This is a genomic window from Desulfofundulus luciae (assembly GCF_030813795.1).
GTDB classification, from domain to species: domain Bacteria; phylum Bacillota; class Desulfotomaculia; order Desulfotomaculales; family Desulfovirgulaceae; genus Desulfofundulus; species Desulfofundulus luciae.
Genome location: NZ_JAUSUX010000033.1, coordinates 1 through 22,274 on the forward strand (window position 1 = coordinate 1; position 22,274 = coordinate 22,274).

General features: G+C 54.8%; 17 protein-coding genes. 6 read left to right on the plus strand and 11 right to left on the minus strand.

From position 1 onward, the window contains the following. Window positions 1-253: 253 nt before the first annotated feature. Window positions 254-1,228, plus strand: coding sequence for a delta-lactam-biosynthetic de-N-acetylase (pdaA, locus tag J2Z49_RS13420; RefSeq protein ID WP_307403487.1), 975 nt, complete (start codon window positions 254-256; stop codon window positions 1,226-1,228). A 329-nt stretch (window positions 1,229-1,557) separates the two neighbouring features. On the opposite strand, the gene J2Z49_RS13425 is transcribed toward pdaA, so the two are convergent. The 6 genes from J2Z49_RS13425 to J2Z49_RS13450 form a co-directional block, all read right to left on the minus strand. Beyond that, window positions 1,558-2,469, minus strand: a complete 912-nt coding sequence (locus J2Z49_RS13425) for a serine hydrolase (protein ID WP_307403489.1) — start codon at window positions 2,467-2,469, stop codon at window positions 1,558-1,560. A 151-nt stretch (window positions 2,470-2,620) separates the two neighbouring features. Then, entirely contained in the window at window positions 2,621-3,664 is a 1,044-nt protein-coding gene (locus J2Z49_RS13430; protein ID WP_307403491.1) for an NAD(P)-dependent oxidoreductase, read from the minus strand. Window positions 3,665-3,886: 222 nt separating this feature from the next. Then, window positions 3,887-4,690, minus strand: a complete 804-nt coding sequence (locus J2Z49_RS13435) for an N-acyl homoserine lactonase family protein (protein ID WP_307403493.1) — start codon at window positions 4,688-4,690, stop codon at window positions 3,887-3,889. Window positions 4,691-4,728: 38 nt separating this feature from the next. Beyond that, window positions 4,729-6,489 carry an aldehyde ferredoxin oxidoreductase family protein gene (locus tag J2Z49_RS13440; RefSeq protein WP_307403495.1) on the minus strand — a complete coding sequence of 587 codons (1,761 nt, stop codon included), beginning with the start codon at window positions 6,487-6,489 and terminating at the stop codon, window positions 4,729-4,731. Window positions 6,490-6,514: 25 nt separating this feature from the next. After that, window positions 6,515-7,669 (minus strand): iron-containing alcohol dehydrogenase, encoded by a 1,155-nt coding sequence (locus tag J2Z49_RS13445; RefSeq protein WP_307403497.1) that lies wholly within the window; start codon window positions 7,667-7,669, stop codon window positions 6,515-6,517. A 195-nt stretch (window positions 7,670-7,864) separates the two neighbouring features. Then, window positions 7,865-9,328 (minus strand): sigma-54 interaction domain-containing protein, encoded by a 1,464-nt coding sequence (locus J2Z49_RS13450; protein WP_307403499.1) that lies wholly within the window; start codon window positions 9,326-9,328, stop codon window positions 7,865-7,867. 314 nt (window positions 9,329-9,642) lie between these two features. Between J2Z49_RS13450 and J2Z49_RS13455 the strand changes: the two genes are divergently transcribed. Continuing rightward, a complete protein-coding gene (locus J2Z49_RS13455; protein ID WP_307403501.1) occupies window positions 9,643-10,857 on the plus strand; it encodes an MFS transporter in 1,215 nt (404 codons plus the stop codon). A 13-nt stretch (window positions 10,858-10,870) separates the two neighbouring features. On the opposite strand, the gene J2Z49_RS13460 is transcribed toward J2Z49_RS13455, so the two are convergent. Then, complete coding sequence (locus J2Z49_RS13460; protein ID WP_307403503.1) at window positions 10,871-12,412, minus strand: phosphoenolpyruvate carboxykinase (ATP); 1,542 nt, start codon at window positions 12,410-12,412, stop codon at window positions 10,871-10,873. 195 nt (window positions 12,413-12,607) lie between these two features. Between J2Z49_RS13460 and J2Z49_RS13465 the strand changes: the two genes are divergently transcribed. Together J2Z49_RS13465 and J2Z49_RS13470 are read left to right on the plus strand one after the other, a co-directional pair. Beyond that, the gene (locus J2Z49_RS13465) at window positions 12,608-12,805 is read left to right on the plus strand and encodes a ferredoxin (protein ID WP_013824091.1); all 198 of its coding nucleotides are present in this window, start codon (window positions 12,608-12,610) and stop codon (window positions 12,803-12,805) included. A gap of 87 nt (window positions 12,806-12,892) precedes the next feature. Continuing rightward, complete coding sequence (locus J2Z49_RS13470) at window positions 12,893-13,963, plus strand: DUF763 domain-containing protein (RefSeq protein WP_407650096.1); 1,071 nt, start codon at window positions 12,893-12,895, stop codon at window positions 13,961-13,963. 39 nt (window positions 13,964-14,002) lie between these two features. Here J2Z49_RS13470 and J2Z49_RS13475 read toward each other — a convergent pair whose 3' ends face one another. Then, on the minus strand, window positions 14,003-14,362 hold the full coding sequence (locus J2Z49_RS13475; protein ID WP_307403507.1) for a hypothetical protein: 360 nt from the start codon (window positions 14,360-14,362) through the stop codon (window positions 14,003-14,005). A 104-nt stretch (window positions 14,363-14,466) separates the two neighbouring features. On the opposite strand from J2Z49_RS13475, the gene J2Z49_RS13480 reads away from it, so the two are divergent. After that, on the plus strand, window positions 14,467-15,225 hold the full coding sequence (locus tag J2Z49_RS13480) for a tRNA lysidine(34) synthetase (protein WP_307403509.1): 759 nt from the start codon (window positions 14,467-14,469) through the stop codon (window positions 15,223-15,225). A 179-nt stretch (window positions 15,226-15,404) separates the two neighbouring features. Continuing rightward, a complete protein-coding gene (locus J2Z49_RS13485; protein WP_027356961.1) occupies window positions 15,405-15,683 on the plus strand; it encodes a TFIIB-type zinc ribbon-containing protein in 279 nt (92 codons plus the stop codon). Window positions 15,684-15,722: 39 nt separating this feature from the next. Here J2Z49_RS13485 and J2Z49_RS13490 read toward each other — a convergent pair whose 3' ends face one another. The 3 genes from J2Z49_RS13490 to J2Z49_RS13500 form a co-directional block, all read right to left on the minus strand. Beyond that, the gene (locus tag J2Z49_RS13490) at window positions 15,723-17,096 is read right to left on the minus strand and encodes an MFS transporter (protein ID WP_307403513.1); all 1,374 of its coding nucleotides are present in this window, start codon (window positions 17,094-17,096) and stop codon (window positions 15,723-15,725) included. A gap of 355 nt (window positions 17,097-17,451) precedes the next feature. Next, on the minus strand, window positions 17,452-21,063 hold the full coding sequence (locus J2Z49_RS13495) for a multicopper oxidase domain-containing protein (protein WP_307403514.1): 3,612 nt from the start codon (window positions 21,061-21,063) through the stop codon (window positions 17,452-17,454). Window positions 21,064-21,141: 78 nt separating this feature from the next. After that, window positions 21,142-21,846, minus strand: a complete 705-nt coding sequence (locus tag J2Z49_RS13500; protein WP_307403516.1) for a hypothetical protein — start codon at window positions 21,844-21,846, stop codon at window positions 21,142-21,144. Between the last annotated feature and the right edge of the window lie 428 nt (window positions 21,847-22,274).

Below are 22,274 nucleotides of genomic sequence, written 5' to 3' on the forward strand. Positions count from 1 at the left end.
TGACATTTTCTTAGCCCAGATGAATGAGATAAGTAATGTGTCTGAGTGACATTTTCATTGACGAATTTCACTGACAAAGTCACTGACGCTTGACATACCTCCACCGCAGTCCCGTGGAACGCCTTTAAAAATAGTATAGCAAAAGAGGGTTGATGGCGGAAGGTGTCGAATTTTGCCAATCAAGACCCGGGAATAATTCCTTATTTCCCTGCCCAAGCTAATGCTAGACATTTTTGCTAAGGAGGAAAATCTCTTGTCTAGATATGCCAGAGCAATTGTGGCACTTTTAATGGCTCTAATTGCCGGTGGATTTTACGCCGGCAAGATGTACCTGGCGGCGGACAACCCAAAATCCACTGCCACGGGGGTCTATTCTTCCCAACCTGCGGGGGAAAAAACAACGGCAAATACCCTCCCTTCACAGGCGGTAAAACCGGCAAAAAATGAAACAAAGGCTCAAACCCCGGAAAATATTAATGAAAAGAAAAGTGCCACCGGCGATAAAAAGACCGGCGAGACCACTACTTCCTTGTCCAACGCACGCCGCGGTTGGGGCATTAAACGCAACGACAACCACCAGCAACCGGAAATGCCCGGGGCAATCCGCGACACCCTGGCCCGGTATGACGCCCACTGGATCGGCAGTCCCGATGAAAAGGTGCTTTACCTGACCTTTGACGAGGGATACGAAAACGGCTACACACCTAAAATACTGGATATTCTCAAAGCCAACAACGTCAAAGCCGCCTTCTTTGTGACTGGGCACTATGTCAAAACCCATCCGGAACTGGTCAAGCGCATGGTGGCTGAAGGGCACATCGTGGGCAACCACACCATGAATCACCCCAGCCTGCCCGACATCAGCGATGAGGAGATCAAGAAAGAGCTGCAATCGGTGGAAGAACTTTTCACAAAGCTGACGGGGAAGAAGATGAAATACCTGCGCCCGCCCAAGGGGGAATACAGTGAGCGCACCCTGGCCGTAACCAGACAACTGGGATATTACAATATTTTCTGGAGCCTGGCCCTGGTGGACTGGGTACCCATGCCCGGAGGTCCCCAGGAAGCCTACCAGTCGGTAATGGATAACCTGCACAACGGGGCGGTAATATTGCTGCACGCCGTATCCAGGGACAACACCGAAGCCCTGGACCGTATCCTTAAAGACGCCAGGGCCCAGGGGTACACCTTTAAGACGCTGGATGATTTGGTGGTGAAAAAATCTTAGTGGTTTGCCACTGTTATCCCCACTTTTCAACCTAGCCTGTTTTGGCTCTCGCTCGCTCCAGTGAGCCTCGCGGGCCAAACTAATGCTCGGCTCAAAGCTCCGGCAGGCTTCCCGGCAAATTCGGCATCCTGTCTCAGTTGCCGGCCTCGGGCATCCATGCCCTCGGGCCTGCCTTCGCTTTTCGCCTCGCTAAATTTGGCTGGCCGCTCGGCTCAAGTCGCTCGCTTCCGAGCCAAAACAGGCTAAAAAACTGGGGATACTTCAGGGCTTGCTGGCACTAAAACAAGGGCCTGGCGTAATTTAAGAATCGCCAGGCCTTTTGCACGGCATTACCGCTTTAGATTCATCTGGTAGTCATAGACCATCCGGGAAATCTCCGCGATACGGGCAAATCCTTTATCCACATCCGTTTCCCCTCTGGACAGCACCACCAGGATGTAAGGGTGTTCGGCAAAAACAATCCCGGCATCGTTGGCCACACCCCAGACATCTCCTTCCTTATGGGCCACCCTTACCTCCGGCGGGAGCTTACCGGGCAAACCCACGTGGTAAATGGGGTTGGCCATATCATCCAACAGGCGCTCTCCCAGGGCGGGATGCTCACGGCTGAATTCCAGCACCGCCTCCATATACCGGCCCATGTCCCGGGCAGTGGTGATATTCTCCCCGCCGGGGAACACGGTTTGCCCGCCCAGGTCGCGCATAAACCGGGCCACGTTGTCCTTGCCCAGGTGGCGCACCAGCATGCGGTAGGCGATGTTGTCGCTGATGGTTATGGACAGGTTGGCCAGTACCCGCAGGGAATAGCTATCGCCGTCCCGGGCGGAAAACTGCAGGATACCGGCTCCCCCTTGATAGTCCTGTTTGCTGTCATAAACCACCCGGTCATCCCAATTCAGTTTGCCTTGGGCGACGAGATGATTCAGGTACAGGACCACGGGCACCTTCACCGTGCTGGCGGCGGTTATAGGCTCATCACCGTTGATATCAAAGCTGGTCCCGGAGTGCAGGTCCTTAAAGTAGATGCCGTAAACTCCCGGCTGCTGGGCCAGGTACTCTTTCAGTTGTTCTTGCAGCGGCTGGTAATCCGGCACCTGCCGGAAAGACCAATCCTTATCTCCGGTCGCCTGCGCCAGCGAAACATCCGGGTCCGGACCGTTTAAAGCACCTCCTGTACCCGCGACAAGAAACGGCAGGGCAATTAAGAAAATCATTATCCTTAACAGAAGACGTTTTTTCATCATCCACACCCTCCTTTTTGAACTCAAAAAAAGAGCCGGCAAAGGCCGGACACTTATGAATGCTTCAATTAGAGGACCTGTTTATTGATAAGTGTAAATGAAATTATGTTCGCAGTGCAAGGTAAAGTTTCTGGCAGGAGTGGTATCAACTTCAGACCCTGTTTATAACATGGCGCAGGGACTTTCCGCTCAGAAAGTTAATGATCTCTTCTGTGATTATCTTTGCCGCCCTAACTGGTGCAGCTTCCGTCTTGCCTCCCAGGTGGGGGGTCAGGACGACGTTGGGGAGGGTAAAAAAGGGATGATCCGGCGGCGGGGGCTCCGAAATTAAAACATCCAGCGCCGCAGCCCGGATCCTTTTTTCCTTTAAAGCGCGGTAAAGGGCCTCCTCATCCACCAGTTCACCCCGGGCGGTATTGATCAAGCAGGCCGAGTTCTTCATCAACGCCAACTGGGGTGCGCCAATTAAGCCTGTTTTTTCGGGAGCGGGCCGGGTATGGAGGCTGACAAAATCGGAAGCTGACAGGAGTTCTTCCAGAGTTACGGGCCGGCCGCCCGCGGCAAGAATTTCAGCGGGATTCACATGGGGACTGTATACGAGGATGTTCATCCCAAAAGCCTGCGCCCGGACCGCCACCCGGCGGCCCACCTGCCCGAAACCGATAATGCCCAGGATCTTCCCGGCCAGTTCTACTCCCTCCAGCCGGCTGCGGCAGTCGTACTGCCAGGCGCCGGCCCCCAGGCGGCTTACCAAACGGCAGGTCTCCCCCATATTGCGGGCCAGAAAAAGCAAAAGGGCCATGGTTAAATCGGCGGTAGAGTCTGCCGCCCGCCCCGGGGCATGCACCACGGGGATCCCCCGGCTTAAGGCCGCCCGGACATCCACATTCACCGGGTGTGCCCGGGCACAGGCAATCAGGCGCAACCCGGGTGCGCCCTTGATCACCTCTTCAGTCACGGGTGCTTTGTGCACCACCAGGATGTCGGCCCCGGCCAGCTTGCCGGCCAGCTCTGCCGGAGAACCGTAAAACTCCTTGACCACTCTTCCATCCACCGGGGTGGGGTCAATGTCTTCGTGCCCCAAACCCATATTCAACACTGTTACGGCCACCTGCCACCCGGTCAGCACCGCCGGCAATTCCCGGCGCAAAGCCCCCGCGGTAAGGGTGCCGTCATCTACAAGATACAGGTGCACGGCTTGTGACCTCCCCTTTGATTGCTCCCAGTGATGGAAATTCGTTTTCCAGATGATAAATCCTGCCAGTATTATTTTGTAGAGAAGTTAAAAAGGCGGCGGGAACTTTCTCCCGCCGCCTCCCGGGCCGGGATATTTTGGGTATCACTAACTTCAACAGCCGGTAGCCTTTTCCGCCGGCTGGAGAATTTATCTCCAGATCTCGTGTTTTTACGTATTGCGTTACTCGTAATATTCAGGGGCCTTTTTCATTTCATTGACGAAGAACTCCATATCGTGGGAGAACATAACCCTACCATTGTACTTACGGGCCAGTTTCCGTACTTTTTCAATTGACCGGATAAAACTGATGCTATCATATACGATGCCCGAGAGACGGGCCGGCGGGCCATAGTTGCGGCGTTCATATACTGCGTCCATGGGAAAAATTAACGTTCCCGACTTTTGCAGATGTATGACCAACCCCAGGACGCCCGGGGTATGGCCGGGAAGGGTAACCACTTCCACGCCCGGTACCAGCTCAAAATCTTCATCAACCAGATTGAACTGAGCAGGCACTTCAAGGTCAGCTTTAATATATGCTCCGTGGCTGTTAGGATCAGGGTTCTGGTGCGTCATTAAAAGACCCAGCTCAAAATCTTTACGGTGCACATAAACCTGCGCATTTTGGAAAAGCCTCAGGTTGCCGGCATGATCCAGATGCATATGTGACAAAACCACTGTGCCGATATCCTGAGGAGTCAATCCAATTCTCTTGAGCTGGTTTTCAATGCGCTGTTCTTCGTTAAACGTATAAGGGAAGGCTTCACATAAACCTTTCGGCCAGTAACCGTTCATAGCCTCCGGGGGGCATCCCGTATCAAAAAGTATCTTGCCCCCGGGATGATCAATTAAAACACAATATACGGGAATCTTGATCCAGTGGTGAGAAGGTGTCTGATTGCTTGCCGTACCCACTGTAGCCATAGCTACCATCTGGTTCTCGTCGCAGCTAAGGTATCCGTTATCTAAAATGTAAACTTTCATGATAAACTTCCTCCTTTTCACTTTTTCTAAAACCAGGCTTAGATAGTCCCAACGATTGGGCGGCCTTCTTCATCCCATCCGCGCAGGCGGTAGTAATCGGCCAGCATCCGCCTGAAGTTTTCTTCCGGGAGAACATCCCCGTTTTCCAGCGGTTCTTTAAAGAAGCGTGGCGGCAGGTTATCGTCATCCCTGGTCAGGCCTTGTAAAAGGTTAAATTGACGGGTGGCCGAAACTATGCGTCCGGCGATGCGGCGCAACTGTCCTTCGTCCACACCCAAACCCGTGGTGGCATTGACCACCCTGACCAGGTCTTCCCATAGGACCAAGTCCCCGTAAAAACGGCAGAGTATCAGGGCGTCGTAAATGGCCAGCCGGTCCTCATACTCGATAAAAAGCTCCGCCTTCCCCTCCGTGGTTTTGGGGTCAATCAACCCGGCCAGCTCGGGCTTGTAGAATGTAGCCCGCAGGTGGCAGGCCCCCCGCGGTGAAGTGGCATAGGAAAGACCCATGCCGTGCAGCACCCGGGGATCGTAGCCGGCCGGCTCCATCCCCTTGACATGGATGGCCAGGTTACCCAGGCCAAGCTTCTCCGCCGCCGTACGGATACCCTCGGCCAGGAGGTCGCCCACCCCTTCGCGCCGGGCTATCTGGTACAACAGTTTAGCTACGCCTTCCGCATCCCCGTATTTCACGTCTACATCCAGGGCACCTTTTTCGGCGGCCGTGATGGCAAAGGCCGCCATGTTGCCCGCACTGATTGTATCCAGGCCAAGCCGGTCGCAAATGTCGTTCAGGTAAATGATATCGGCCAGGTCGTGGATGCAGCACAACCCGCCGAAAGAATAGATGGTTTCATATTCCGGGCCTTCCACCATAAGCCCTTCGTGCCTTCCCCTGGTCACCCGGGTGAGGTTGCCGCAGGCCATTAAGCAGGGGCGGCAGGCCCGGGGCTGCACTTCGAAGTTTTCAACCAGGTAGTCGCCGGTAAGGGACTCCCATCCGGGCAGGGTTCCCCGGCTCCAGTACCTGGCCGGAAAGGCGCCCACGGAATTCATCAGCGACACCAGTTGGGGAGTGCCGTATTTGCGGTAACGCAGTACACGGGGGTTATCCTTTGCCTTTTGGGTTAGCTCCGCCACATATTGTTTCAGCCCTGCCGGGTCGGCCAGCTCGCAGCCGGCCCGGCCGTGAAAAACGATGGCCTTTAGTTTTTTCGACCCCATCACGGCCCCCATGCCGGTCCGCCCCGCGGAACGCCAGTAGTTGTTTTCAATGCAGGCGTAGCGCACCAGGTTTTCGCCGGCCGGGCCGATGACCATCGCCTCGGCGTCTTTGTCCCCTACCTCGGCCAGGGCCATGTCTTCGGCAGCGTAGCAATCCAGGCCCCACAGTTTTGTACCGTCCCGGAAAGAAACACCCTGATCGGTGACTTCCAATAAGGTGGGATTTTTTGCCTGGCCCTGAATGATAATAGCATCGTAACCGGTTCTCTTCATTACCGCCCCCACATGGCCGCCCGAGTAGGACTCGCCGTAAAAACCGGTAAGGGGGGACCGGGCAAAGACTCCAAAACGGTTGGAACCCGGCATGATCGTACCTGTTACAGGGCCGGAGGTAAAAATCAGGCAGTTTTCCGGACCCAGGGGGTCGGCCCCGGGCGGAATGTTCTGGAGCATCAGGTAAGTGCCCAAACCTTTACCGCCCAGGTATACGGCCAAAACCTCATCTGGAATTTCCTCCGCCTGCCACTGCCTGGTTGACAGGTCAATGCGGAGCAGTCGTCCGTAAAAGCCTCTCATGTTTCAAGTCTTCCTTTCCTTGCCTTTAAAATGCTCTTTCGTAGATTTCCCTGATGTCGTCCACCGTGAGCTTGCGCGGGTTGTTGGCCAGCAGGCGGGTTACCTTTATGGCACCCTCGGCCATACCCGGTATGGCTTCGGCAGTTACACCGATATCGCGGAGATGCAAAGGAATTCTTACATCGGTGGACAGCTGCTTAATAGCCTCGATAAATTTATCGGCCGCCTTACGGTCGGACAGTTCCTCCACCCTTTCCCCCATGGCCAGGGCCATTATTTTGAACCTGGGCAGGGCACCGAGCAGGTTTGATTCCATGACATAAGGCAGCAGGACGGCGTTGGCCACACCGTGGGGGACATGGAACTGGGCACCCAGGGGATAGGCCAGCGCATGGACGGCACCGACACCGGCGTTGGCGAAAGCAATCCCTGCCAGCAGGCTGGCCATGGCCATGTTCTCCCTGGCTTCCATATTCTCCCCGTGGGCCACTGCCGTACGCAGATGCCGGGAAATAAGCCTGATAGCTTCCAGGGCCAGTGCATCGGTAATTGTCGTAGCATTAACAGAGATATACGCTTCTACTGCGTGGGTCAGGGCATCCATACCGGTAGCCGCGGTTATATGCGGAGGCATGGTTACCGTTAGTTCCGGGTCCACAATGGCCACCCTGGGCAGCAGGTAAGGGCTCACCACGCCTTTCTTTAGCTGTTCCTCCACATCGGAAAGAATGGCAATGGGTGTGACCTCGCTACCCGTGCCCGCCGTAGTAGGCACTGCGATAACGGGTAGACCCGGTTTGGGTACTAAATTCACGCCGATGTAATCGTTAATTGATCCGGGGTTAGTCATCAAAATGGAAGAAGCTTTGGCCACGTCCATGGAACTGCCGCCGCCCACCGCCACCAGCAGGTCGTAGCCGCCTTCTTTAATGGCCTGCTGGCATTTGGTCACCACCTGCAGGCGTGGTTCGGGTTCCACTTCACTGAAAAGTCCGATTTCCAGGCCGGTCGGGGCCAGGGCCTCTTTCACCTTGTCCACCAGGCCGGTTTTTAAAAGTAATGGGTCGGTAACCACCAGGATTTTGGTGGCGCCAAGGTTTTTAGCCTCACCGGCAATCCGGCCGAGGCTACCCCTACCGGTAATGATTGTGTTCGCCGTCCAGAAATAGCTTACTTTCACATCATACACCTCCAGAAATTTTTCTGTCAGTGCTATAATTTTTCAAAATTCATGCCTGTTTAAAATCTCTTGCTTTCATGGCCGCGAAGCCTTTTAATCTCCCGGCTTGATTCACACCAACCTCCCTTTTGTGCTCTCATACCTGGCTCCGGATGTAGCAAGATTGCAACAAAAAACGCGCAAGACCGCGCGTTCTTAAGAAAAGTATTTTTTTATTTTCCGGGCCAGGGTGCTCCGGTGAATACCTAGCGCCCGGGACGCCTCCTCTTGCGTGGAATATACCTGCAAAGCATGCTGGATAAGATCCTTTTCGAATTTTTCTAACGCCTTATCCAGGTTCTCCGGAGTTTTAGGCGAAAAGCAAGTGGCGGATTGCTCTACCTGTGCCTCCAGTTCCCTGGCTACCATGCGGGCAGTAATTTTTACTCCGGTACTGAGAACCACCAGGCGCTCCATCAAGTTCTGCAGCTCCCGCACGTTTCCCGGCCACCGGTAGCTCTGCAATTCTTGGCAGGCTTCCGGCGTAAGAATCTTTTTTATATTATAGCGGTCCAGGTAGAGGTTGAAAAAGTGGCTGGCCAGGGGGATAATATCCTCCCGCCGGCTTGCCAGGGGAGGAATATAAATTGGTATGACATTCAACCTGTAGTATAGATCCTGACGAAAACGCCCCTCACGCACCATCCTTACCAGGTCTTGATTGGATGCAGCCACAATACGCACATCTATTCTTTCCGGTTGTCCACTACCCAAAGGGTATAGTTCCTTATTTTGAACCAGCCGCAATAATTTCACCTGGGCGGAAAGGGGCACCTCACTAATCTCATCCAGAAACAGGGTACCTCCCTCGGCAGCCTTGACCAACCCGGGATAACCTTCCCGCCGGGCGCCCGTAAAAGATCCCGGACGGTAGCCGAATAATTCCGCCTCAAAAAGTTCCCCCGGAATGGCGGCCGCGTTTACCACCACAAAGGGTTTGTGCTTCCTCGGACTGTATTCATGGATGATCCTGGCCACGACTTCTTTGCCGACGCCGGAATCGCCCTGGATCAAGACGGTGGCGTCGGAATACGCGGCACGAATGGCCCTGTTCACCACCTGTTTCATGGCCTCGCTTTCCGCCACCACAGTTCCGATGCCTTCCAGTTCCACCAGGTGATTTGCCGGGGTCGGCCCGGTTACTTTCTTTCCTTTACTGTTTCGCAGCGGTTTCACCGTAGTTACTACCAGAAGAATTTTACCCTCTTCATCAAAAACTGGATTTCCGGTTACCATCACTTTCTGGCCGGTTTTAAGCACATGCTGGGGAATGGTAACGGTGCGCCCCTGTTCCAGCACCATCAGGGAAACCGACCGGTCGAAGTAGCGGTTATCCACCAGCTCATTCATGTTGCGTCCCAACAGCTCGTGGCCATGTAAACCCGTCAAACATTCGTAGGCACTGTTCACGCCCAGGGTATAAGCCTGCCCGTTGGTGTAGTAAAAGCCGGTCTCAGTATCGGTAACACGCAACGACCTGCCCTGATAATTCCCCGTCCTTTTGCCTGGCTCCGAAGCATTCGTTTTTAGAAGATTTGTCTTATGCAAAGCGAGTAGATGATCGCTTCCTTCTTTCCAACATTCCGGCAGGTAACGAGAAAGGCCTTCTTTGAAAAGCATTTGCTTTCTCCTCCCTTCCCGACAAGTTATGTTAAAATATTTAGACACTTCATGATTTCGACATTGCAATATGATCTCCTCCAGCTCAACCAGCGAAAAACAAAAGGCAGGTTTTGCCTGCCTGCGGTCCGTAAATTTTATCCGTAGATTTATATGATGTATCATCATTTTACCTTCATATCTTCGTAAAAGAAGGGAAGAGAGGGTGCCGACCAGAATATGAGGATCAGGAAAAACCGGTGCGATAAAGAAAAACCAGAATGGAACAGGTTTTCTTTAGAAGCTTTTGGGGAGGGTTGCAAGCGAGGCAAATTATGAATACCGGCTACTTGTTTACGCTGATCAACCTGGCCGTTTTTCTGGATACCGTGTTGTACGGTATCATCGTCCCCGTGATACCCTATTACGCCACCAGCGCAGGTGCTTCCACCACCGAACTGGGGCTAATTTTTGCCGCCCTTTCCGCCGGCCTCCTGCTGGCCAGCGTACCCGCGGGGCTGGCCTGTGACCGGTACGGCTACAGGCCGGTCATGGTTCTGGGTATGGCCGGCCTGACCTTATCCACGCTAGTCTTCCTGATTTCCCGCTCGGTCTGGCTTCTGGTTATCAGCCGTTTACTCCAGGGAATAGCCGCGGCGGCCACCTGGTCGGCCGGCCTGGCCCTGGTGGCGTCCCTGTACCCGCCCCGTTTAAGGGGACAAAAAATGGGGATAGTCATGACCAGCACCGGCCTGGGCACCATTATCGGCCCCGTGCTGGGCGGCACCCTTTACCAGTTTACCGGTTACGCCTTCCCCTTTCTGGTAACGGCAGGCGCAGGGGCCTTGCTGACCCTTTTGATCTGGTCAAGTCCCCTGCCCAAAAACAGCACCCCTGCCGGGCGGGAGCAACTGCCGTGGCAGCAGTTTTTATTTGACCGGAACATTTTCTGGGGAGTGTCAATAACCGTCACGGGCAGCTTTGGGTTTGGCATGCTGGAGCCCCTTCTGCCCATCGACCTGCAAAAACGTTTTGGCCTCGGCAGTGCCGGCGTGGGGCTGCTCTTTGGCGCCTTGAGCCTCTCCTTCGCCCTGTTCCAGCCCCTTTTCGGGATCCTTTCCGACCGGCTGGGTCGTAAACCCCTGATCGTAGCCGGATTGCTCAGCACGGCGGCCACCGTACCGTGGCTGGTCGTGGCACCAAATGTTACACTGGTAACGGCGGCCATGGCCCTGCTGGGCCTTACCACCGGGGCCTACTCCACCCCCGCGCTACCTTTACTGGCGGAATCCATGGAGAAAATTCACCCCAAACACCCCGCGGACGGAAAGACAGGCCGGGCAAGCGGCCTTTACGGCACCACCTACGGCATAGCCAATACCGCCTATTCCGTGGGGCTGCTGGCCGGTCCCCTGGCAGGCACTTTCCTGGCCCAGCGCTGGGACGTCCTCACGGTCATGCTGCTCTACTCCGCCCTGCTGGGAGCCACTGCCATAGGAGTGACGGCCCGGCTGCAGGAAACGCTAAAAGCAAAGAAAATCCTGCCTTAAGCTTTCCAAAAGATTAATCACCCGGCGGTTCAATGGCGGCGACAATTTCCGGTTTCAGCCCCCGGTACCTGGCCAGCCACTGGCGGCGCTCCCGGCGCAGTTCTTCCACCAACTGCCGGTAAACTTCCGGGCTGTAGTAAGTAGCGGGGTTGTAGCGGTCCAGGTCCAGCCCCGGCACCTGTAAAGGCACCTGGTAGCCCCAGTGGGGATCGGTTTGCCAGGTAATGCCGTCGCGGGCAATTTCCCTCAAGATGTGGGTGGAAACGGCAATGGTGATTTTTTCGCCGGGGAAGCCGGGGCCCGCACCCACACTGCCGGTGTTCAACAGGTAGCATTCCATGTCCGGGTTGGCCCGCAGTATTTCCAGCAGGCGGTTGCCTTCCTCTTCTTCAGGACCAATGATAAAGGGGTTGGTGCCCACTTCCCGTTTCGACTGGCCGGCACGGGTGGGATCCCCCGCCGAAGTTTCAATGGATTCTCCCAGCATAAAATAAGCCGCCGCCTGTTCCGCCGTTAACCTGGCCACGGGAGGGATAATGGTATTCCGGCGGGTGATAAAGATGAGCCGGTGGGCCTTGTCGAGATCAATGCGGTCATCGGTACTGAGCACGTCTCGGCGCAGGATTACTCCCCGGCCGTTGGAAGTAAGCCCGGTATCATCAAATAGAATCCGCCCGTCTTCCAGCACCTTCACGTTTTCAAAGACGGCCCCGGGAGCGGTGGCCGCCCGGTAGAGAACCATCTGGGACTCATCCAGACCTTCCGTTTTAATATAAAAGCCGTTTTCCGTACCGTAACAGTAACCCCGGCCATCCATCATCACCACGTCGTCCTGGCGGATGACCACCCCTTCCTCTCCGGTCAAGCCGTGATCATGCATGGTGAGGGTGGTTTTTCCCGTACCGGAAAGGCCAAAGAGAATAAAACCGATCTCTTTTAATTGGCCGTTCCTGTCCCGCACCCTTAAAGCCTTGCTCCCGGCGTGCAGGCCCAGCCAGCCCCGCTTTTTTACCACGTACATGGCCATGCGTAAAAAGGATTTCTTGCATTCCCCGAAGTAGTCCGTTCCCAAAATGTAGGTCACACCGGCTTCGGGGTGGCAAAAAATAATCCGTTCAGGCCACTCCGGAACATAGATGCTCATTAAATCGGGCTCCTTGTCCGGGTTTTCCGGTTCAAAAAGCATCAAGCGCCACTGCAGCGGGATGCGGGCATATTCAGCGGTGATATATAAACGGCAGTGCAGGCGGAAATCGGGATGGGTGCCCATCTGCCGGTCCAGGCGGATGACCGATTTTCGCTTCAGGTAGGCATGCACCTGGTCCACCAGCTCCAGCGCCCGCTGCCGGGAAATGCCCTGCTGGTCCACTCCCAGCCGCACTCCGTCTTCTACGATATAGGTGAACTTGGAGCTGCGGTTGCGGACCCGTGTTATATAATTGACACTACCGTATACGGTGACCTGCTCCTCATGGGAGGCCAGTGTCCTTAAAGTTTCCGGCGAAGGATTGGTTATTTCCCGGCCTGCTACAACCCTGCGGCGAAACTCTTCCATAGGATCAGTCCACCTTCCGATATTTTTCTTAAATTTGTGTTAATAATTATTCAAGAAAATTTTTCATTTTCCTGCATAGTGCATACAAAATACAAAAGAAGATCCAGTCATCCCTCTATTCAAATTGATTGGTGAAGATGATATAATATCCCCGGCGGTACAGCCACAAACGGAAAAGTTAAGGAGGGGAAAACCGTGGCCAAAATCCCGTACATCGAATCGGAAGAATGCCTGGCCTGCGGCTCCTGCGCAGATGTTTGCCCGGATGTCTTCCAGATGAATGAAACCCTGGGCTTCGCCGAGGTGGTTAACCCCCAGGGTGCCAGTGAAGATGAAATTCAGGAAGCCATCGATATGTGCCCTGCCCAGTGCATCCACTGGAAAGAGGAATAGAAAGAACTAAAGCAAAAAACAAGGGGCGTCGGGAAAGACGCCCCCTTATTTGCTGGAGGAATGCACATGCGAACCGGGACGGCCAATCTGCCCCTGCACGGGGGGAAATGCCCGCCCTGGCTCTTTGAGCGGATGGTCAAAATGAGCCGCGCCTTAATTGAAGTGATGGTGGTGGAAAGCGGCCCGGACAGGATCCTGGCCAGGCTGGCCGACCCCTTCTGGTTTCAGGCCCTGGGTTGCGTGCTGGGATTTGACTGGCATTCTTCCGGTTTAACCACCACCGTCTGCGGTGCGTTAAAGGAAGCCCTGCGGGACCGGGCCGGCCACCTGGGGCTTTTCGTGGCGGGCGGCAAAGGAAAGACATCCCGCCAGACACCCGGCGAAATCCTGGCCATAGGGGAAAAGTTTCCCCTGGCCCGGGACCCCCGGGAACTGGTTTTTGCGAGCAAAATGGCCGCCAAGGTGGACAACGCCGCCGTCCAGGACGGCTACCAGCTCTACCATCATACCTTCTTTTTTACTTCCTCCGGACGCTGGGCAATCATCCAGCAGGGTATGAACGAAACCACCCGCTGGGCCCGCCGCTATCACTGGTTGAGCACCACGGTAAAAGATTTTGTCTGCGAACCCCATACGGCGGTGTGCTGCGATCACAAGGGCGAAACCCTTAACCTGGTGGCCCTGGAAAGCGACCCGGCCCGGAAGGTGATTGCCGAACTGGCCCGGGAAAAGCCGGAAAACCTGCTCCGGGATCTGACCCGGTTGCAGCAGGATGCCCTGAACCTGCCGGCCCGGCACCGGGTGGAACTGGCCGACCTGAATCCCGCCAGGCTGCACCGGGTGCTCCTGAAAAGTTACGAACGGCAGCCGGAGAACTTCGCCGCCCTGGTGGCCACCGAGGGAGTGGGACCTAAAGCGCTGCGGGCTCTTTCCCTGCTCTCGGAACTGGCCTACGGAACACCGCCCAGCTTCAGGGATCCGGCCAGGTTCAGTTTTGCCCACGGGGGCAAGGACGGTCACCCTTATCCCGTGGACCGGGCCACCTATGATCACTCCATAGCCTTTCTGGAGAAGGCCCTGGCCGAAAGCCGCCTGGGCCGCCAGGAAAAAATAGAAGCGTTCCGCCGCCTTGGCCGGTGGCCCCGCCATGCGTTTTAGCGCCAGGGCACGGCTTGTCCCGGAGATTATTGAAGCCTTTTATTTTATTTCGCTAAGATCTTTCAGGCAGGGCAGGTTGGCGTCAATGGAAACCTCCACGGCATCGGCAGGCGAGGGATTGGCAAGGCGCAGTCGAAAGCAGGGTTTTTTTAGTATGTGGTGCCACACGGTTTCCCCTTCTTCGACCTCCAGCCTGCCGGTGGTCTTCCATTCCTGTCCGTTGTGCTCCTCTACAAAGAGATTCACGGTCCCGGTAGTGCGGATGCGAAAGGCAATGTTCAAAAGGGTCGCCCGCGGGCAGTCCAGCTCCACGGCCTGGCCGGCGCCGAGATTCATCTCCCGGGCCAGGCGAACAATGCGCGGTACAACAATTTTTTGTACATCATAATAAAGACTCATTGCCTCACCCTCTACAAAGAATTCTCATGGTTTAACCATTGTTCTTTAATATTACACGATTTTTGCCCTAAATGGCAAGAATCCAGGGTTTCTAGAGGTAAGAGATGAAGAACCAGAGTAAGGCAGTTTACCAAATCAAGCGCACCTACGGGAAATGGTTCCTGACGAAAGTGAAAAGGGCCATCTACCGGTACTCCATGATCACGGCAGGCGATAAAATTGCCGTAGGCGTTTCGGGGGGCAAGGATAGTTCCGCTCTCCTGTACATAATGTGGCTGCTCAAACACTATTCCCCGCTTTCCTTTGACTTTCACGCCGTCTTTCTTGACCTGGGCTGGCCGGTGGATCCTGCACCCCTGGCCTCCTTTTGCCGGGAACGGGACATACCATTTCACGTGGAACAAACGGCCATCGGAGCCATCGTCTTTGAACACCGCCGGGAGGAAAACCCCTGTGCCCTGTGCGCCCACCTGCGCCGGGGCGCCCTCCACGAAGCGGCCCGGCGGCTGGGCTGCAACAAGGTAGCCCTGGGGCATCACCTGGATGACCTCCTGCAAACCTTTCTGTTAAACTGGGTCTACACCGGCCGGCTGGCCACCTTTACGCCGGCAACCCACCTGGCCAGAAGCGGCCTGGTACTCATCCGCCCCCTTATTTACCTGCCGGAAGCCACCCTGGCCGGCGTTGCGCGGGCGGAAAATCTTCCCGTGATGGACAACCCCTGTCCTGCCAGCGGTAAAACGAAGCGGGAAGAAATACGCGCCCTAGTCGGCTTGATGGCGAAAGCCTACCCCGATATCCGCGAAAAATTTCTCACCGCCATCGAAAAGGCCGGGTGGTTGGAACCAGGTCCTGACAAATAAACCACCTCCGGAACAATCCGTAGGGCTACACGGAAGTGGTTCACGTCTCGATAGGGCTTGCCTGCCGCGCCTTTCTGGTAACTACCACTGACTGCAGGGTAACAAGCCTGCTTGCAGGATAACATTTTTTGGTTATAATGAAAGCAGCAGATGATTTTAAAGTAAGGAGGCGTTTCTTGATGAAGGACTGCCCGGTATGCCATGTACCCCTTAGGGAAGTGCCCCGCTTCGGGGTTTTGCTGGATGTCTGCTCCCGCTGCCACGGGGTGTGGCTCGACGGCGGAGAACTGGAAAAGGTGATTGCCCTGGCCCGGGAGTTCCACGGCGAATTTCAGCACTACAAAGATTACGACGAGCACCACAGCTATCACCATCACGACCACTACGGCCATCACGGCTACCACAAGCACAAAAAGAAACGCAGCATCTTCGAGTTATTTGAAGATCTGTTTGATTAAAAAATCCGGGTGGCGCGTTTCCCGGCCACCCTTTTTATTTCACCGGCCCCCTTCTTTTTCCCGGACCTCCCCCCGGGCCAGGGAGAAATATACGCCGCCGGCGCAGAGCACGGCAAAGAGCAAAAAGGATATATGCATGCTTTTCAGCAAAAGCGGACTCGCAGCCGGAGTGATGGCCCTGCCCTTCAAATAAAAGCCAAAGAATAAGGTAACCAGGGCCATGCTCAAAGCCTGGCCGACCAGGCGCATGGTACCCAGGGTGGCCGAAGCCACCCCGTAATAGTGTTTCTCCACTGCACTCATTACCGCATTGGTATTGGGCGAAGAAAACAGGGCAAAGCCAATGCCAAGCAACACCAGATTACCCATTGTCACCCATAGAGGAGTGGTTTTGTTTATAAGGGAAAAAAGGAAAAGTCCCGCAAAGCTCAAGGCCATTCCCAGGGAAGCAAGCACCCGCGGCTCGACACGGTCGGAAAGCCTGCCGGCCAGCGGGGAAAGAAGGGCCATCAGAATGGGCTGCGCCAGGAGGATAAAGCCGGCAGTCTGGGCATCCATCCCCCTGACCACCTGCAGGTACAGGGAAAGTAAAAACCCTACCGCAAAGGTGGCGCTGTAGTGAATGAGCGCCGCCAGGTTGGAAAAGGCAAAAACCAGGTTACGGAAAAGGTTCAGGTTGATCAACGGATAGGGGTAGCGCAGTTCCTGCCGGATAAACAGGGCCAGCAAAACCAGACCCAGTGCCAGGACCCAGCGGGCATAGGTGCTGGCGTTGGCCGCCGCAATGCCGTACATGAACGCCGCCATGCCCAGGGTGTAAAGGAACGCCCCAGCCGGGTCATATTTTTCACTCCGCCCATCCTTCCATTCTCCCTTGAGTTTAAACACGGTGACCAGGACCACAATTAAGCCAAGCAAAAAGTTCAGGTAGAAAATATACCGCCAGCCAAACTGGTGGGTTAAAAACCCGCCCACCACCGGCCCCAGGGATAACCCCGTATAAACAGCCGCCACGTTGATGCCCAGCACTTTCCCCCGTTCCTGGGGAGGAAATACGCCGGTCAGGATGGCCACGCCGGTACCGAAGATCATGGCACCGCCAATCCCGTGCAGGATGCGGAAAAGGATCAGCATTTCCCCTGAAGTGGCCAGACCGCTTAAAAGGGACAGCAAGGTATAAGTAATGATCCCGGCCAGAAAGACCTTTTTCCTGCCGTACAGGTCCGCCGCCCGGCCAAAGGGAAGCAAGAAAACAGAGGAGGCCAGGAGATAGGAAGTAACAATCCAGTTGAGCATCAATGCTTCCAGGTGAAACTCCCGGCCAATGGCCGGAACGGCCAGGTTAACGGCACTGCCCATAAAGGGAGTTAAAAAGGAAGCCAGGGTGGCCGCCAGCAAAACGTATTTTTTCATGCTTTTATTATGGTTCATAAAAAAAGCACACGCCCCCGGGGGACAAGAGCGTTGGCGGGTACACCTCCTTATTTAAATTAATACTTTTAAAAATTCAACAGGCCGGGCAAAATTCCTCCCGGGAACAACGTTCGAATTTCTGGCCTTCAATTTTTATGGGCCTGGAACCTCTATATCTGAAAAACTGGTGAACGAAGAAGATGCTCCCATCGATTCAGTTGCACCTGGTCGCTATGTCACGGCATTTTTAGGAGGGAATTATCCCTGATGCGGGATAATCTGCCGCCTCAGGCAGGATAAAATGTAAGGGGGTTGCCCCAAATTTACTTTTGGGACAGCCCCTTTTCTTATTGCGCTAACACCCTGGAAGCACAAGCAAAGAAGTCTTGTTCCTATCTTCGACACGTAAAAGGCCCCACATACCAAGCTCTACATCCCAGCGAACAATTCCGGAACGATACACAAAGTCACCGGGAGTTCCCAGCGGGCTGATTGCACCTTCTATCTTTGCCGAAAAACCTTCGCCCACTGTAACCGCGCCCCTGACGGCTATGACCTGGGAAAAGAGGTCCCCCGGTTGCTGCCGGTAGTTGTGGCCATGGAGGACGAAGCTGTGCGCCCGCGGTTTATCGGACGGCATAAGTAGACGAATCGTTACCGGATCACCGATTATTGCCTCGAACAGGGGCGTGGCGGGATCGCCGTGGAAAAGGGAACTAAAGACCTTATGCACCTGCGGTATAAATTTTAACCGGTTCTCAAAAGGTTCAGAGCGGTAATTGAATGCCTTCATTCCCCGATCTTCGGGGTCCAGATCCCCTGGAATCGGAACTATAACGAACGCTTCCGGAATGACCTTACCCCCGGCATTTAGAAGGAATACACCGTCGTGCATGATCAGTACCATCTCCCGTACGGCCGGCAGGAACGTGTTTAGGATGTCTAGCTGGGCACCATGCAACTGTTTAACGCCGGTTCGGGGATGGCGATAGGATGAGCCCCGCGGCTCCGTAATCAGGGCTCCAAACAGGCCGTGGTGCCTGTGGTTTCTTATGTCGGCGTAATCCGTGAGGCTGATCTCCAGGCCGGGTAATTCAACGAACCAGCGGTAAGTAATGGTTTCTCCCGGTCCAATCGTCTGATCAGGATTAAAGCCGATAGTGGCTCCATCTGATCCCAGCACGTCGTATTTGACGAGTTGAGCGTGCATGGAAACCCGGTTCGAGTATGGCCAGGGGGCTTCAACCGGTACAGCCGGGTGCTGGTGGTCGGGTAGAGTTTCGGGTAAGCGGTTTGTAAGGGTTACCTCCACACAATCACCGGCATTTGCCCTTATTATGAGAGGTTCGGGATTCTTTGCGCCGGAAAGGATCTCATCCACCTCTTCCGCCCTGGCAAAGATTAATCCGAACGGGTCGTGGTCACCGTGGGCATTGTAGTCGATGTTTGTGCCCAGGGCAACAATATCAAAGTGCTTGATAGGTGTCCCCGGCGGACAGGGGTTCCCGGGATCCACTGCCTTTGGTGGCGGGGCTCCGGTAGGTTGGGGGCGTGGAATCGTGCGTACGGGCGGCTCCGGCCTGTCCGGCAGCGGCAATAACTCGGGTACCCGTTGGCCAAAGGCCCGCATAATGCCCCACACGCCCAGCCAGAGGTCGTCGATACCGCCGGAAAAATACAGCATATCGAAATCCCCCGGGCCTTCACCTTCCACGGCGAATTCGAAGTTGAACGCTTCCGAGATACCGATGTGCTTGGCCTGAGTCAATGGGGATTCCAGATCGCGGCTTTCAAACATCCATTTCTGGCGGTGCAGATTGAAAGCATGGGATTCTTCGTGCGCACCTTGAATCAGCCGGATGCACACAGGGTCTCCAATGTATACCTTCAGGAGTGGAGTAGCCGGGTCCCCGTGTACAAAAGAGCTGAACACGTACGCCGGGTCGCCGCCCCTGATCTGGAACGGCTCGTTCGTGTAGTTAAAAGCCATTACCCCCTGGTCGTTAAACGTTCCGGGCACCGGCGGCTGGTTCAGCGGTTTTCCCCCGGCCGTGACCAGCGGAGCAAAATCGTGAACTGCCAGGCAGAATTCCCGGAAATCGGGAATGAAGGGATTTTCAATAATGGCCTGGCTCCCAGCTTGGATTGGCTCCCCCGTATTCTGTTCCCGGAATTTCGATCCGGGCGGCTCTACTATAAGCGCGGCGAACAGGCCGTGATGCTGGTTTTGGAGGGCGAACAGGTGATCGTGGAAGAACACCGTCTTAAGCTCGGTATCGGCAAACCAGCGGTACCTTATCGTCTTATTGCGCTCAACCCCGGTGAAATAGTTCCAGCCGACATTAGCGCCGTCGGACGCCAGCGGGTCGAATTTGACGAAGTGAACGTGCATGCCACAGAAGGGGGTTTTAGTCAGGACCTGGAAGGCGCTGGGTCCCAACGTCACCGGTAGCTTATTGGTAAAGGTCAAGTCTATGCATTCACCTGCATTGGCACGGATAAACAGGGGCTCCGGCTTCTTCCGGCCGGCCAGGATATCTTCTTCATCTTCGGCCAGGACGAATAAACGGCCTTCGGGATCGTGCCAGCCGGCTTTATTGTAAACAAGATCTTTCTGGATGGCCACGATATTGTATTCCCTTACGGGGACGCCTGGTGGACACGGGTTGGTAAACGGCGCCCCCGGCACCGGGTTAGGGTCAAAGGCAGCTCGTTCCAGATCCGTAGGACCGAAGCCCCGGTCAGTGCCGAGCGGCGGTAAAGGCGCCCTCTTGCCGTATGTGCCCGGGATGAAGAATGGAAATCCCGGGCGTTCCGGTGTTGGCGGTGGAGGAGCCGGCCGGTCGGGTAACGGCAGCAGGCGCCGGACGGGCTGGCCGCTGGGGTAGACGCGGCTACCGTCTTCCAGCACGTCATGGGTCCGGAAAATCCCCCACATACCCTCCGAGAAATGAGGATACAGGTGACAGTGGAATATCGCATCGCCATAGCAACGGTGTAAGCTCCCTGCGCCATAAAGCACATCAAATGTAAATGTGCTTTGAGGCGCCAGATCCCGTGAGTCGTTTAGTTCCGAGTCGACATTATCCGGGTCGAATAGCCACTGGTGGACATGTAAGTGAAAGATATGTGTCTCCTTCACACCGCCGTGAACAACATGGAATCGTACAGGATCTCCCCGGTAAGCCCGCAGCACGGGGGTTGCCGGATCGCCGAACGCCCACGAATCGTGGTGTACTTCCTCGCCGACACACCCCGGGCACACCTGACCGCTTAAAATTAAGGCCAGACGATTTCGCAATGGTTCGGAACGGTAGTTTATGGCATGAGTCGCCCCGGGTTGGCCAGTGATAGGGTCAACAGGAGGCTCCCCGTTCCTGTTCAATACCTCCGGTTCATCGTGGAAAATGGTAACGTATTCACGAAAATCCGGTAAGAAGGGGTTGTGAACATCGACCACCGTGCCGCTCCTGGCCTCCTCGCCCGTTTCAGGGTCGGTCCAGGTTGACCCGGGAGCTTCTATGACGAGTGCGCCGAACAGGCCGTGTAAATTGCTTCCCCGTTCGCCGGCCAGGGGGTTTCCGAGGTCACTGAAATGGAACGCCCCTTTTTGATCAGCTACGAAGGTGTAAACGATCTTCTCTCCGGGTGCTACCGTTGTATTGGGGTTTTCGCCGGCAAAGGAGCCGTCGGAGGTACGGACATCCATGTGCAGGCCCTTGACATTCAGTGAGGCAGGAAAGTCCAGGGCATTTTCAAACACGATTTCCACGGTATCTCCGGCGTTAGCGCGGATGACCAGTGGACGAACGAGGTCTACGGGCGTAAAAGGATTTGCCTTTACGAGCTCCTCGACCTTCTGGCGGTCCTCTTTCAAAACGTACATCCGGCCATTCGGGTCGTGATCTCCGAATGTATTATAGACAATGCGAATCGGTATGGCTACTACCTCATATCTCCTGAGCACCTTTCATCACTCTCCGTACTGAAAAACAGGATCATACTGCGGACACCTCATATCTCCTTAGCGGTTTTCATCACCTTGTTAAACCAGGGGGAACTGCGTTTGACGTTCAAAGGGCAGGAATATTGCTATCTGTTGTCTAGGGACGAAAAGCGGAAGCGGGAAGATAAAATCTGGAGCATTGCTAAAGCGGATGTTGACATCTTTAAGAAAGACGAAGTCTAGCCCTATCTTCTCGAGCCTGGCTACGATAATCGGCCGGAACACCTGGCCCAAGATCGATAATTGCCTGGGACGCAGGACAAAAAGAATGTCCCGCCCTATATGCCTTCTTTCGATATCCGTTATTTTACTCTCTGCCTCATTCAGGGCTTCCTTCATTTCCCCGTCCGCCTCATTTAACATTCCTTTCATTTCCCAGACTGCCTCATCCAGTATTTCCTTTATTTCCCCGACTGCCTTGTTCAAAACTTCCTTTACTTCTTCAACTGTCTTATTCAGGTCCGAATCATGTTTGTTTTCTTTAATGTGGATGTCACCCACGGACTCCAGCTCAGGGATGGGGAATTCCTTATTTTCTATGAAAAACGCCGCAAGATTGGCCAGGCTTATGTGGAATATGCGACCGACGAGTTGAACCGGTATACCTTCTTGTGCTTCGACGATCACAATATCTGCCTCTTTGCCGATTAGCTTGCCCGTCATAAAAAAGGGAAACGATTCCATTATTACGACGATTCTTGACCCAATGCCCTTTCTAAACAAAAAATCAAGGGATGGGAACATGCTTACTCACTCCTTTTTTAATGAAGTCAATAAATAATTATGAGGCGAAGTTACAAAAAGTACCACATGAGCCAAATTCCTTATTCAGGTGAACCTGTTGCCGAACGGAATGCAGGATAAACCTGGTCTTTATGTGTTTTTTGGTAGCTCCCAAACCCCCTGTTTAGGGCGCTCTAAATTACCTGAAACCCGGCGGGAAAATGCCTAAAGGTAAGCTGGCGTTGTGGTACAGCCATAAGCTGTTAAATTGTAATTTGCACCCTGGCTAATCGAGTAGGAGGGGGGCTAGCCCCCGTCCTCTCACACCACCGGACATGCGGGTCCGCATCCGGCGGTTCACCAAGCTTGACGAAGATAAGAATAGCGTTCGGTTAAGCTCATCAGGCCCTGGGATTGCCAGTAGGCGTTGCCCAGGGCTCTATTCATTG

Coding starts and splice junctions, on each gene's coding strand:
- J2Z49_RS13425 (WP_307403489.1), bottom strand. CDS start 2,469: ATGAAAAAACGTCTTCTGTTAAGGATAATGATTTTCTTAATTGCCCTG.
- J2Z49_RS13435 (WP_307403493.1), bottom strand. CDS start 4,690: ATGAAAGTTTACATTTTAGATAACGGATACCTTAGCTGCGACGAGAAC.
- J2Z49_RS13440 (WP_307403495.1), bottom strand. CDS start 6,489: ATGAGAGGCTTTTACGGACGACTGCTCCGCATTGACCTGTCAACCAGG.
- J2Z49_RS13450 (WP_307403499.1), bottom strand. CDS start 9,328: ATGCTTTTCAAAGAAGGCCTTTCTCGTTACCTGCCGGAATGTTGGAAA.
- J2Z49_RS13455 (WP_307403501.1), top strand. CDS start 9,643: ATGAATACCGGCTACTTGTTTACGCTGATCAACCTGGCCGTTTTTCTG.
- J2Z49_RS13460 (WP_307403503.1), bottom strand. CDS start 12,412: ATGGAAGAGTTTCGCCGCAGGGTTGTAGCAGGCCGGGAAATAACCAAT.
- J2Z49_RS13475 (WP_307403507.1), bottom strand. CDS start 14,362: ATGAGTCTTTATTATGATGTACAAAAAATTGTTGTACCGCGCATTGTT.
- J2Z49_RS13480 (WP_307403509.1), top strand. CDS start 14,467: ATGAAGAACCAGAGTAAGGCAGTTTACCAAATCAAGCGCACCTACGGG.
- J2Z49_RS13485 (WP_027356961.1), top strand. CDS start 15,405: ATGAAGGACTGCCCGGTATGCCATGTACCCCTTAGGGAAGTGCCCCGC.
- J2Z49_RS13490 (WP_307403513.1), bottom strand. CDS start 17,096: ATGAAAAAATACGTTTTGCTGGCGGCCACCCTGGCTTCCTTTTTAACT.
- J2Z49_RS13500 (WP_307403516.1), bottom strand. CDS start 21,846: ATGTTCCCATCCCTTGATTTTTTGTTTAGAAAGGGCATTGGGTCAAGA.